The sequence below is a fragment of the Myxococcales bacterium genome (genome assembly GCA_016712525.1).
GTDB lineage: Bacteria > Myxococcota_A > Polyangia > Polyangiales > Polyangiaceae > JAAFHV01.
In genome coordinates this window covers 1,991,947-2,004,203 of the sequence record JADJQX010000007.1, presented here as the reverse complement: position 1 = coordinate 2,004,203, position 12,257 = coordinate 1,991,947, and the positions used below count along the sequence as shown (strand labels likewise).

The window sequence follows — 12,257 nt, the reverse complement described above, 5'->3', positions numbered from 1 at the left end:
TGTTCAGGGGTGAACGTAAGGTCTCCCCATGGTCGACACCCAAATCCTCCGCGCCATCGCCCGCCTCTCCCGCACCTCCTCTCCCGCGACCTTCGACGCGATCGAGCTCCGGGTCGCCGCCGAGCCCGCCGAGCTTCGGGCCGCCATCGCCAGGCTCTCTCGTGGTGGTCTCGTCACGCGTCGCGCCGAGGAGGTGCGCCTCACCATGTTCGGGCTCGCCGTCGCCGTGGCCAGCGCCGCCGACAGGGCCCGCAAAGCCCCGCGGACCGGCCAGCGCCGCTCCTCGTCGTCGAAGCGTCTCCGCGCGGCATGAGGGGCTCGCCCCCGAGGCGAAGGGGGCTGCCGCGAGCCGGATCGCGGCGATCGAAAGGATCGCGCCGCCGGTCGACGTCGCCGCCTCCCCGCGCGAACCTCGGTTTTTTGCTAGGGTCCGAGCGATGGATGAACCCGAGGGCCCGAGCTCGCTCTACGAAGCGCGAAAGGCCGAACGTGCTCGAACGGCGGCGCAGCTCGGCTCCCGCGCGAATCTCGTGTCCACGGCGCGCGTCGTGACCTTCCTCGGGGCCGTGGTCGGCGTCGGCCTCATCGTCGGGGGCAAGCTCCCGAGCCTCGCGTGGGTGGGGCCGCTCGGCTTCCTCGCCGGGTTCTTCGTGCTCGTCGTCTCGCACGCTCGGATCCTCGAGGCGCTCGAGCGTGCCGAGGCGGCCGTGCGCTACTTCGAGGGCGGGCTCGCGCGCCTCGCGGGGGACTGGAAACGCGACACCGGCGCCGGAGAGCGCTTCTCGAAAGAGGCCGCCGAGCACCCGTACGCGGACGACCTCGATCTCTTCGGTCGGGGCTCTCTCTTCCAGCTCGTCGATCGCACGGCGACCCGAAAGGGCGAGGCGCTCCTCGCGTCGTGGCTCCTCGGCGCGCTCGACGACGAGCTCCCGGCGCGCACGCGCGAGCGCCAAGAGGCGATCCGCGAGCTCTCTCGGCTCCACGACCTCCGCGAGAAGCTCGCCGTGTCGGGGGCCATGCTCGGGGACGACAAACCCGATCCTTCCCCCTTCGGCGCGTGGGCGGCCGAGATCCACAAGAACGACGCGGGGCCCGGCCTCCGCGCCGCGGCGTTCCTCGTGCCACTCGCCACCCTCACGTTGCTCGTGCTCGGGCAGCTCCATGTCGTGCCGATGGGCGTCTTCGCGGTGCCCCTCGTCGTGGGCCTCGTGCTCACGCGGAGCTTCCGTTCCCGGGCCGACAAGGCCCTCGCCGCGGCTTCGTCCAAGGAGAGCGCGCTCGGTCGGTACGGCGAGATGCTCTCGCGCATCGAGGGGGCGTCGTTCTCGTCGAAAGCGCTCGTCGCGCTGCGCGCGGTGCTCGTGTCCGAGGGCGGCGTGAGCGCCACCACCGAAATGAAGCGCCTCGGTCGCATCGTCGGCTTCGTCGACGCGCGCGAGAACGAGTTTTTTCGGATCTTCGTCTCGCCCGTCCTCCTATGGGACGTGCACTGCGCCATCGCGCTCGAGGCGTGGCGTGCCCGCGTGGGGGCCTCCGCGCCCTCGTGGTTCTCGGCGCTCTCCGAGATGGAAGCGTCCGCGAGCCTCGCGACGTTCGCGTTCGAGAACCCCGGGTTCGCATACCCCGAGCTCGCCGAGGAGCCCGTCTTCGAGGCGAAGAAGCTCGGTCATCCGCTCCTCGCTCCGGGGAAGCGTGTCGGCAACGACGTGTCTCTCTCCGGTCGTGGCGCCTCCCTCGTCGTGACCGGGTCCAACATGTCCGGGAAATCGACGCTCCTCCGCGCCCTCGGCACGAACGCCGTCCTCGCCCGGACCGGGGCGCCCGTGTGCGCCGAGCGCCTCGTCATCGGTCGCTTCGTGGTCGCGACGAGCATGCGCGTCCGTGACTCGCTCGACGAGGGGGTGTCGCGCTTCTACGCCGAGCTGAAGAAGCTCAAGATCGTGCTCGACCTGGCGCGACGGACGAAGGGCTCGGAGGTCTGCGCGTTCTTCTTGCTCGACGAGATCCTGCACGGGACCAACACCCGTGAGCGCCTCATCGGCGCGCGCGCCCTCGTGAACGAGCTCGTCGCGTGCGGGGCTTCGGGGGCCGTCTCCACCCACGATCTCGCGCTCGGCGACCTCGAGCAGGAGCACGCGGGCAAGGTCAGGAACGTGCACTTCGAAGAGCAGGTCGACGGCGAGACGATGACGTTCGACTACGCTCTCCGGCAGGGGGTCGTGCAGAGCTCGAACGCCCTGCGCCTCATGCGGATCGTCGGGCTCGACGTGATCGTCCCCGACGACCGCCCCTGAATCCTCGATCGAGCCTCAACCGCCGATCTTGCGGATCGAGACCTCGCGCGCCGAGGGCTCGGTGCACCCGCGGAAGGTCTCGCCGTCGGGCTTCATTTCCCAGGCTTCGGTGAGGCGACGCCGTACCGCCTCGACATCGCCGCGCGCGGCCTCGTCGGCGGCCGAGACCCCTTCGTTCTTGGCGAGACAGGGCCGAAGTGTGCCGTCGGCCGCGACCCTTAGCCGGTCGCACCCGTCGCAGTAGGTGTCGGTCGTGCCGGTGATGAAGCCCACGCGCTGCGGCCCGAAGGCTTTGCGCGCGCGGACGTAGCGCGCGGGGCCGCGGTCCAAATCGCGCTCCGGGCGGTCGTCCTCCAGCAAGTGGGCGAGGCGAGCGCGTTGCTCCGCGTACGAGACCACCTTGTGCGAGAGGTTCGCACCTTCGCCGATCGCCATCACCTCGAGGAACCGAGGCGTTATCCCGCGCGCCCACGCGAAACGCGTGAGGCTCTCGAGCTCGTCGTCGTTCTCGCCGCGGACCACCACCACGTTGAGCTTCTTCTCGGCGAAGGGGAGGGCGACCATCGCCTCGATGCCGGCGAGCACCGTGGCGAGCTTGCCTCCGCGCGTGATGCGCTCGAACCGTGTCTCGTCGAGCGTGTCGAGCGATACGTTGAGCCGTTGGAGACCGGCCTCGAGGAGCGGCTCGGCGAGCCTCGAGAGGCGCGTCGCGTTCGTGGTGAGGGCGACGTCCTCGAAGCCGACGTCCCGAATGGCGCGAACCGCATCGACGACGAGGGGAGAGAGGAGCGGCTCGCCGCCCGTGATGCGCACCCTCCGCACGCCCCCGGCGTGGAGGCCGCGCAAGAGCGCCGTGAACGCGGCGAGGTCCAAGGTCTCTTCGAAGTAGCCGTCGCGTTTGTCGGGCCGGCAGTAGACGCACGCCAAATCGCATCGGTCCGTGAGCGAGAGGCGCACCGAGCGTGGGTCGGCGCGGTTCGCCTTCGGGGCGTCGAGGACGGGGAGCGCGCGCACCTTCATCCTCCGGACACGGGAGGGACGAGGGCGATGACGTCTCCTTCGTGGAGGGCCTCGTCCGGCTTGGCGAAGCGCTCGTTCTTCGCGATGCGGACCGAGCCCATACGCCCGCGGAGCTCGGGGTACTCGGCCTCGAGCGTGACGACGAGGTCGGCGACGGTGGGCGCACCGCCGGGCACGTCCAGGCTCGCCTCGGAGGTGCCGGCCAGATCGCGGGTGACGGCGAAGAAGAGGACGGACACCTTCATGGGACCTCCGCGTGAGGTTGCCCCGCGAGCACCTCGTGCGCGTGAGGGAGCAGATCGCACACGAGGCGCGCCCCGAGCGCCGCGGCCCGAGGGCTGCCCGGGACGGCGAAAATGAGAGTCTTTCCGCGGACTCCCGCCGTGGCGCGTGAGAGGAGCGCCCGCGGTCCGATCGCGTCCCACGAGATGCGGCGGAAGGCCTCGCCGAACCCGTCGAGGGGGCGATCGACGAAGGCGGTGAGGGTCTCGACCGTGACGTCCCGCGGCGCGATGCCCGTGCCTCCCGTCAAGACGACGGCGTCGTGGCCTTCGTCGACGAGGAGACCGAGCGCCTCGCGGATGCGGTCGGGATCGTCGGTCACGAGGCGGTGGGGCGTGAGGGAGAACGCCCCGAGACCCGCGCGCAGCGCCGCCCCCGATCGATCGTTGCCCTCGTGCCGCGTGTCGCTCACCGTCACCGTCGCGACCCGAAGCACGGTGCCGCTCGCGCTCGCGTGGGCATGGGAGTCTTGCGCGTGACCGTGGTGAGCGTGGTGGCCGTGAGCATGGTGAGCGTGGGCGTGGTCGCCGTGGCCCCCGGGGGCGCAACGCGCGTCGACCCAGCCGACCCAGGCGGTGCCGTCGGGGCCGTGCTCACGCTTCCAAATGGGGACGTCGGCCTTGATGCGATCGATGGCCTCGCGGCACGCCCAGAACGCGTCGGGCCTGTGCTTCGAGCTCGCCGCGCACACGACCGCGAGATCGCCCACGCCGAGCTCTCCGGTCCGATGCGCGACGGCGACGCGCACGCCCGGGCGCTCGGCCTCGATGGCCTCGGCGATGCGTCGCATCTCCGAGAGTGCCATGGGCTCGTAGGCGGAGTACTCGAGGAGCGTCACGTCGCGCCCTTCGTTCTCGTCACGCACGAGCCCCAGAAAAAGCGCCACCGCTCCGGCGCCCGCGTGCGCGACCTCCGCGCGGACGGCATCCACGGACAGCGGTTCGGCCGAGAGGAAGACCTTCATCGTGTGCCCTTTCGCGGTGCGCCCTTTTTCGTGCTCGCAGCGCGCGTGAAGACGCCGCTCTTGCCGCCCTCTTTGTGGAGCAGCGCGACCTCGAACGTCATGCCGCGGTCCTTGGCCTTGAGCATGTCGTAGAGGCAAAGGGCCGCGGCGCTCGCGGCGGTGAGGGCCTCCATCTCGACGCCCGTCTTCCCCTCGCACCGCACGCGCGTCGTGATGGTCGCCGAGGCCCTCCCTACCTCGACCTCGACCTCGACCTTGGACAGCGCGATGGGGTGGCACAAGGGTACGATAGTGCTCGTGTTTTTTGCTCCCATGATGCCCGCGAGGCGCACGGCCGCGAGCACGTCGCCCTTCGGCGTTTTGCCGTCACGGAGGAGCCTCGCCGTCGAGGCTTCCATGGTGACTACGGCGCGCGCCATGGCGAGGCGCGAGGTGACCTCCTTGTCGCCGACGTCGACCATGCGCATCGCGCCGCGTTCGTCGACGTGGGTGAGCTTCTCGGTCATAGACAGAGCTCCTCGAAGGGGTAGGTCTCGACGACGGCGCCTTCGTCGAGGCCGCGGCTCTCGCGGGGCACGACCACGAGCGCGTTGGCCACGCTCATGCCGATTCCGGCGCCGCTCGCTTGGTGTTTCACGGCTCGCGCGACGCGCTTCGTGCCTTCGGTCTCGACGCGTGCACGCACGAGCTCCATGCGTCCGGGCTCGTGGGCGAGCGCGTGCCCGAGAACGGCGGGCCGAGGGAGGGGCCGAGGCGCGAAGTCCCCCGCGAGCGCGCGCACGAGCGGGACGCCGAAGAGCCCGAACGTGACCATCGCCGAGGCTGGATTTCCAGGCAATCCGAGCACGATGGCGGCCCCACGCGAGCCGACCGCGAGGGGCTTTCCTGGCTTGATGGCGACGCGCCAGAAATCGAGCGTGACACCCGCGTCGGCGAGCGCGCCCTTGATGACGTCGTGGTCGCCCACGCTCACTCCGCCGATCGTGATCACGAGGTCGGCCGACGCGAGCGCCTCGTCGAGGGCCTTCGCGACGACGGCGCGATCGTCGGGCAAGGTCGCGCCTCGTGTGACCACCGCGCCCGCGCGCCGCGCCATGGTCGCGATCGCGATCCCGTTGCTCTCGGGGAGGGTCCCCGCGGGGCCTTCGCTCCCTGGGCTGCGGAGCTCGTCGCCGTTCGTGAGCACGGTGACCCGAGGGCGGCGCGCCACCGTGACCGCGCCGACGTCGCAGGTCGCCGCGAGGGCGAGATCGGCGGGGCCGAGCCTCGAGCCTCGCCGGAGCGCGACGTCCCCTACGCGAAGATCGCTCGCGCGGTAGCGTACGGCCGTGCCGACGGCGGGGCGCTCGGAGAACGATGCGCGCCCGGAGCTCACGGTCACGTTCTCTTGCATGACCACGGCGTCGGCGCCCTCCGGGAGCCTCGCGCCCGTGAAGATGCGCATCGTCGTCCCTCGGGCGAGCGGCGGCACGGGGTGACCCGCGCGGCTCTCGCCGTGGACCTCGAGCGACGCGCCGCCTTGAGCGATCGTCTCGGCGAGCACGGCATACCCGTCCATGGTCGAGTGATCGAACGCCGGGGTGTCGACACGCGCGGTCACGTCCTCGGCGAGGACTCTGCCGTCGGCGTCGTCGAGGGGGATGCGCTCGGCGGTCGGGCCCGTGCGCGTGGCTAGCGCGAGGAGGCGCTCCGTGGCGTCTTCGAAGGACAAAAGGGACATACGACGGCCGAGACCCTAGCACGACGCCGGCGCTCGTGAGGTGGCCGGGGCGAGCTCATCAAGACGTGCTCGCGCTCGGGAACGTGTCGACGTTCAGAGGTCGTCGTGGGGGAACGCGAGCACGTCCGCGATGGCCGTGCTCCCGTTCGCGAGGGCCGCGAGGCGGTCGAGGCCTATCGCGTTGCCCGAGCACGGCGGGAGCCCTCGAGCGAGCGCCTCGAGAAACCGCTCGTCGATCGGGTAGAGCGGGAGGCCGAGGGCCGCGCGCTGCTCGAGGTCCTTCTCGAAGCGAGCGCGTTGTTCGCCTTCGCACGTGAGCTCGCCGAACCCGTTGCACAGCTCGACCCCGGCGACGTAGAGCTCGTATCGCTCCGCAAGTGCAGGATTGTGCTCGGTTTTTCGAGCGAGTGAGGCTTGCGTCGCAGGGTAGTGCGTGAGGAACACGGCGTCGTCTCGTAGGGCGAGGCGGGGCTCCACGCGCTCGACGAGCAGCCGGTAGAACGTGTCCTCGTCGTTCGTCGCGAGCTCGAGCATCGCCTCTTCGTCGACGTCCGCGTACGTCGCGAAGGCCTCGGCCACGGTCATCCGCGCGAACGGCGGGCGCGTCGTGATGCGTCGCGCTCCGAGCCGCACCTCGCCTCCGGTCACCTTCGCGACGAGCTGCTCCGTGTCGCGCATGGTGTCGGCCATGGCGCCGGGGGCCCGATAAAATTCGAGGATCGTGAACTCGGGGTTGTGCCGTTCGCCTTGCTCGTCACGGCGGTACGCCCGCGTCACCTGGTAGAGGCGTGAGCTCGGCTCTCCGCGCGAGGCGCGCTCGGAGAGGAGTCGCTTCATCTGGTACTCGGGCGACGTGTGCAGGTACCGGTTCTTCGACGAGGTCGCGACCTCGAAGGCCGCGAGGTGCACGTCGAGCCCGGGCGAGGGCACGAGGCACGGCGTCTCGACCTCGAGGTACCCGCGCGAATCGAAGAACGCGCGCACGTCGGCGAGCACCCGCGCGCGCGCCTCGAGGCGGCCGTGACGCGCGCTCACGCCTCGAGGCCCCTCAAGATGATGTCGGCGAGCTGACGTGCGGCGCGGCCGAGCGCTCCTTGCTCCGCGCGGCCGAGCGCCCAGGTGAGCGCGATGCCATCGAGCGCGCCGAAGGTCGCCCTCGCGACGAGGCCCGGCGACACGTCCGAGCGAAACACACCTTCGGCCTGCCCCTCGGCCACCACCTTCGCGATCGCGTCGAGGTAAGCCATGAACCGAGGCGCGGCGAACTCCTTCATGAGCTTCGTCGACTGGCGCAAGATGACCGTGATCACCTCGGCGAGATCACGCTCGTCCTCGAGCAAGCCGAGCTGGAGCTCGATCACGGCGCGCAGCCGCTCACGCGCGTCCTTGCGGAGCGGGAGCTCTCGTTTCATGAACGCGAGCAGCTTCTCGACCCGGTCCTCGAAGAGCGACACGAGCAGCTCGTCCTTCGAGCGGAAATAGAGGTAGATCGTGCCGTCGGCGACACCGGCGGCCTTGGCCACCTCGCTGACGCGCGTCGCGTAGAAGCCGTTCTTGGCGAAGACCCGCACCGCCGCCGCGAGGATGCGCTCGCGTTTGTCCCCGCTCCTTCGGGGGCGCTCGGCCTCCTCTTTCGGGGGCGCCTTCGGGGCGCGAGCCTTCGGCTTCGGGGTGGCCCTGGCGCGCTTTCGCGTGGTGAATGACGATTCAGTCACTTCGTCGTGGGTACCAAAGCTCCGCCCGGGGGTCAACGCGCCCGGGGCGTCGGCCTCTTTGCTACCCAAGGCGCTTCGGGCAGCCGCGCGGCCTCAGCGGTGGGCGATGAGCCCGAGCACGTGGCTCGCGAACGAGGCGATCTCGTGGCCCATCCACGGCCCGACCATGACGAGCACGGCCCCGGCCGCGAAGAGGCGCGCCGCGTGCGGCACCGAGGCGTCTTGAATCTGGGTCGAGCCTTGGATCGCGCCCACGACCACGCCTACGGCCGCCACCGCCGCGAGGACCGGCGCGACCACGAGGAGCGCGAGGAGGAGCGCCGTGCGCGCCTCGCCGACGAGGGCATCGGCTGGCATGGGCTCAGTCGGTCGCGGCGTCGGCGGAGCCGTCGTTGCCTGGGCCCGCGTCGCCGCCGTCGGCCGGCGGGGAGCTCGAGTCGGTCCCACCGTCGCCGCCGTCGGTCGCGGGGGCATCGGTCGCCGCGTCGCCCGCGTCGCTCGGCGAAGGAGGGATGCTCGCGTCGCTCGAAGGGCTCTGGCACGCCGGCACGGTCGCCTGGGCGGGGTTCTGGGGGCAGCAGAGGTCGTCTTGTGCCCCGTTCAGGAGCGACTTTTGTTTGCAGACGAGCGGCGATTGGCAATCGTCGCTTCCGCCGTTCTCGCCGAGCGTGCTGCACCGCTGGCCTTCGGACTGGTTCGAGCAGGCTCCCTCGGCCACGGCGACGAGCGCGGCGAGGCCGAGGCCCACGAAGGCGAAGAGCGCCCGCACGCGCGAGGAGGCGAGCTTTCCCGACAAGGAAGCGTTCATGGCGCGGACCTTCGCATAGGAGCCGAAGGCTTGGCAAGGCGTGATGCCACGGCCTCCCTGGGCGTCAGCTGGGCTCGTCCGGGAGCACCGACGACGAGTCGTGGGACTCGTCGGGGCCTACCGCCAGCCCCTCGGCCGCCTCTCTCCGCCGCTTCTTGCGCTTCTCTTCCTTGGCTTCGACGGCCGCGCCGAAGAGCCTCACGTAGTCGATGGCGCTCGCGACCGAGAACACGAGCGACAGATAGACGAGGGCGCGGCCCACCTTGGCGAGATCGACGACGCCGAGGTCGACGAGCCCGAGGTAGTTCAGGCGGTACGGAAAGCCGACGAGAATGGCAATGATTCCGACCATTTGCAGCGCTGTTTTGGTTTTTCCCTCGCTGCCGGCGGAGATGACCACGCCTTCGCTCGCGGCCACGGACCGAAGGCCCGTGATGGTGATCTCGCGGCCGAGGATCAGCACGACCACCCACGCCGGGATGCGACCCAGCGGCACGAGCCACACGAGCGAGGCCATCACGATGAGCTTGTCGGCCAGCGGGTCCATGAACTTGCCGAGCACGCTCACGATGCCCATTTTTCGGGCGAGGTAGCCGTCGAGCGCGTCGGTGAGGGCGGCGAACGTGAAGACGAGCGCCGAGAAGAAGCACCCCCGCGGCGTGTTCGACTGGAGGAACCAGAGGCACAGCGGGATCATGAGGATGCGCGCGAACGTGATGAGGTTCGGCAGGTTCAGAGCGTCCTCGGCGAGCGAGCTCCTCCTCCGGCGCGGGGTCGTCTCGACGTGGGAGCTATCGGCGCGTGCCATGTGGATCTCCGTGCACGGCGGACGGCGAAGCGCCTCGGACCGTTCGGCGAGCGAGCGCATCGGCTCCTTCGCGTGGGGCGGACCCTAGAGCAGCACGAGAGACGGGGCAAGCGCGGCTCGAAGGCTCGTCTCGGCAGGGCGTTCGGCGCGGCATGAGCGTCACAGGCCCGAGACCAGCACGCTGCCCGAGCCCGTGAGCCGCAAAAGACCGTGGTGGGCGCCCGGCGCGTCGGCGGGGAGCACCGGGGCCACGTCGAGGTGCCCGAGCCAACCCACCACCACCTCTCGCCGGGCGACGACGGGGCGGTCGTGGGCGACCTCGATCGTGGCGATGGGGCTCTGCGCCTCGATGACGAGCGCCCCCGCTCCCGAGAACCGAACCGTGCGCAGCTCGGCGGAGGGCAAGACCAGCTTGTCGTTCTCGTACACGAGCCCGAGCTCGAACCCGAGCACGCGGTCCTCACGAAGCGTGCAAGGTACACCTTCGAGCACGAAGCTCGAGAGGACGTGGCCGGGCTTCGGACCGACGATGACCTGCCCGTCGCCGGCGAGCTCGACGAGGGGGCTCCCGAGGCCGCCGAACGTCTCCCCGACGGAGGCGCCGTCGCGTTTTCGTTCGAGAATTTTCGAGTCGAGCGCCCCGGTCATCGTCCTTATCGCCTCGAGGCGCGTGGCGAACGGCCGCGTGCGTGTCGGTCGCGCGATGACCGAGCCGTTGCCGTGCAAGGACACCGCGCCCTCGTCGCGCGGCACGAGCTGCGCGGCCTTCGCGAACTGCGACGCCGAGGGCGGAGGAAACACGCTCGCGGGGGCACGCACGCTCGGCGGCACCGCGGCATGGGCGACCTCGGCGGGGCGTGACGTCCAGGTGATCGACGGCTCGGACACGGGGACGGGCACACGCGACGGGGGCGCGACCAAGAACGTGTCGATGTGGGTGCCTGGTGGTGGAGGTGCGACGACCAGGGTCTGGCGCCTCCGGACGGGCTCGGCGAGAGACACGGGAGAGGCCATCGACGCGACCCCGCCGGGCGGACCATCGCGGGTGCTCGGAGGATGCCCTCCGAGCTCGATCGCGCGCCAATCTTCGACCTCGCGGCTGCTCGCGTGGGGCTCGGCGAGGGCGAAGTCGAGCTGTCCCGCGTCGAGCTCTTCGTAGGCCTCCTTGGCGAAGGCGCGCACGTCACGCGCGGGCTCGGACCCGAGGTTCGGCCGAAGGGCATCGGGCTTCGCGGCGGCGCGCTCCATCATGCGACGGGCGAGGTGGGCGTGACCGCTCTTCTCGAACGCCTGCTGCGCGCGGGCGTAGTCGCCGAGCCGCTCCAAAGCGAGCCCCAGGTAGCCCCACGCGCGAGGGTGGTCGGCATGGGCCGCGACCAGCGCCTCGAGCTCGTCGCGCGCGCGCTCGGGCTGACCGGTCTTCAGGTAACAGAGCGAGAGGTTCAGGTGGAGGGCCGGATCGTGCGGGCTCTTCTGGCGGAGGTGCTCGTAGATGGCGATCGCGCGGGGGTAGATGCCGATGCGGAAGTAGACGAAGGCGAGGAGGTCCTGGCCCTTCTCGTCGCCGGGTTTCCGCATGAGGGCTTGTTCGAGCTCCTCTTTGGCCTCGAGCTCGCGCCCGTCTTGGAGGAGCTCGCTCCCGCGGAAGAGATGGAAGAGGAAGTCCTCGTCGTTCCCGTCCCGGGGCATCTCGCCCTCGGCGTAGGGGCGCGGAGCCTGGTGCGGCTCGCGTCGTCGCCCATCGGCGGTCGCGTCTCGGGAGGACCCCATCGGATGGTCGAAAGCTTAGCCGCAATCCGGTCGTCGCGACGAGAAACCGCCACGGGGCCGACGTGTCACGCGCGCGCGGCGGCGCGCGAGGCGCGGAGGGAGGCTGCGGCGGCCACGAGCGCGCACGCGAGCACGAGCCACGACGCGCCACCGGAGAAGGCGCCCGCGCCGAGGCCGCCCATGAACGAGGCGCTCCCGGCGAGCTCGAAGAGGCCACCCCGAAAGACGGCGCGCGTCCCGAAGAGCCACCCGGCGTGGGCTCCGATGGCCGTGTACGCGGCGCGATCGCGGAGCCACAGGCACGCGGTGATGCCGCCCAACGTGCCGAGCACCGCCGCCTCGAGCACCGTGGCGCCGGGTTGACCGAACGCGAACGCGGCCTCGGCCGCCCCACACGCGACCACACGCAGCGCCGTCGACGCGATGCGCGAGGTGAGCTTGAGCACGAGGCCACGGAAGAAGAGCTCGTGCGCGACCGCGGTGGCCCCCGCGGAGACGAGCCCCGTCCCGAGCGTGGCGAGCACGAGGCCTCCGGGCTCGAAGTGAGCGCGGCCGAGCACGAAGGCCGCGAGGGCCGCGAGCACCGCCGCCGAGAGCCCCATGCCGACCCCTCGCAGCACGTTCTTCGTGCTCGAAGGCGCGGCCTCCTCGGGATCGTCGGCCCACGCGACGCCGAGCCGCGAGAGCCCGATCTCGGCGATGATGGCCTTCGCGACGACCGCGACGAGCCCGTACGCCGACAGGATGCCCCCCGCGAAGAGGGACGCGGCGAAGAAGAAGAGCCCTCCTGCGCCGATCTTGGCGACCCCCGACGCCGTCGTCGGATCGAGCGGCCGGTCGGCCGGGGGGGGCGAGGGGCTGCGTTCAGTCACTCGC

Annotated in this window: 14 protein-coding genes and 1 pseudogene; 2 read left to right on the top strand and 13 right to left on the bottom strand. The window is 70.9% G+C overall.

From position 1 onward, the window contains the following. Positions 1-28 precede the first annotated feature (28 nt). Complete coding sequence (locus IPK71_25600) at positions 29-313, top strand: hypothetical protein (GenBank protein MBK8217114.1); 285 nt, start codon at positions 29-31, stop codon at positions 311-313. Between the two features lie 124 nt (positions 314-437). Then, positions 438-2,294, top strand: a complete 1,857-nt coding sequence (locus tag IPK71_25595) for a DNA mismatch repair protein MutS (GenBank protein ID MBK8217113.1) — start codon at positions 438-440, stop codon at positions 2,292-2,294. 15 nt (positions 2,295-2,309) lie between these two features. On the opposite strand, the gene IPK71_25590 is transcribed toward IPK71_25595, so the two are convergent. From IPK71_25590 to IPK71_25530, 13 genes and pseudogenes are all read right to left on the bottom strand, one after another. After that, complete coding sequence (locus tag IPK71_25590) at positions 2,310-3,308, bottom strand: radical SAM protein (GenBank protein MBK8217112.1); 999 nt, start codon at positions 3,306-3,308, stop codon at positions 2,310-2,312. A gap of 2 nt (positions 3,309-3,310) precedes the next feature. Then, a complete protein-coding gene (gene moaD / locus IPK71_25585) occupies positions 3,311-3,559 on the bottom strand; it encodes a molybdopterin converting factor subunit 1 (GenBank protein ID MBK8217111.1) in 249 nt (82 codons plus the stop codon). Beyond that, a complete protein-coding gene (locus tag IPK71_25580) occupies positions 3,556-4,032 on the bottom strand; it encodes a molybdenum cofactor biosynthesis protein MoaB (protein ID MBK8217110.1) in 477 nt (158 codons plus the stop codon). The genes moaD and IPK71_25580 overlap by 4 nt, the downstream gene beginning before the upstream one ends. 90 nt (positions 4,033-4,122) lie before the next feature. Further along, positions 4,123-4,560, bottom strand: a pseudogene (locus IPK71_25575) (molybdenum cofactor biosynthesis protein MoaE). Then, positions 4,557-5,066: a cyclic pyranopterin monophosphate synthase MoaC gene (moaC, locus tag IPK71_25570; protein ID MBK8217109.1), complete on the bottom strand. Its 510-nt coding sequence runs from the start codon at positions 5,064-5,066 to the stop codon at positions 4,557-4,559. Before moaC ends, IPK71_25575 begins: the two are co-directional and overlap by 4 nt. Further along, entirely contained in the window at positions 5,063-6,280 is a 1,218-nt protein-coding gene (locus IPK71_25565) for a molybdopterin molybdotransferase MoeA (protein ID MBK8217108.1), read from the bottom strand. The genes moaC and IPK71_25565 overlap by 4 nt, the downstream gene beginning before the upstream one ends. Before the next feature lie 93 nt (positions 6,281-6,373). After that, positions 6,374-7,315, bottom strand: a complete 942-nt coding sequence (gene genX, locus IPK71_25560) for an EF-P lysine aminoacylase GenX (GenBank protein MBK8217107.1) — start codon at positions 7,313-7,315, stop codon at positions 6,374-6,376. Continuing rightward, on the bottom strand, positions 7,312-7,995 hold the full coding sequence (locus IPK71_25555) for a TetR/AcrR family transcriptional regulator (protein MBK8217106.1): 684 nt from the start codon (positions 7,993-7,995) through the stop codon (positions 7,312-7,314). The genes genX and IPK71_25555 overlap by 4 nt, the downstream gene beginning before the upstream one ends. A 93-nt stretch (positions 7,996-8,088) precedes the next feature. Further along, positions 8,089-8,352, bottom strand: coding sequence for a flagellar biosynthetic protein FliQ (locus tag IPK71_25550; GenBank protein ID MBK8217105.1), 264 nt, complete (start codon positions 8,350-8,352; stop codon positions 8,089-8,091). A 4-nt stretch (positions 8,353-8,356) separates the two neighbouring features. Further along, complete coding sequence (locus IPK71_25545; GenBank protein ID MBK8217104.1) at positions 8,357-8,803, bottom strand: hypothetical protein; 447 nt, start codon at positions 8,801-8,803, stop codon at positions 8,357-8,359. A 64-nt stretch (positions 8,804-8,867) separates the two neighbouring features. Further along, on the bottom strand, positions 8,868-9,611 hold the full coding sequence (pgsA, locus tag IPK71_25540) for a CDP-diacylglycerol--glycerol-3-phosphate 3-phosphatidyltransferase (GenBank protein ID MBK8217103.1): 744 nt from the start codon (positions 9,609-9,611) through the stop codon (positions 8,868-8,870). Between the two features lie 159 nt (positions 9,612-9,770). Continuing rightward, positions 9,771-11,381 carry a tetratricopeptide repeat protein gene (locus IPK71_25535; protein MBK8217102.1) on the bottom strand — a complete coding sequence of 537 codons (1,611 nt, stop codon included), beginning with the start codon at positions 11,379-11,381 and terminating at the stop codon, positions 9,771-9,773. A gap of 65 nt (positions 11,382-11,446) precedes the next feature. After that, entirely contained in the window at positions 11,447-12,253 is an 807-nt protein-coding gene (locus tag IPK71_25530; GenBank protein ID MBK8217101.1) for a hypothetical protein, read from the bottom strand. Between the last annotated feature and the right edge of the window lie 4 nt (positions 12,254-12,257).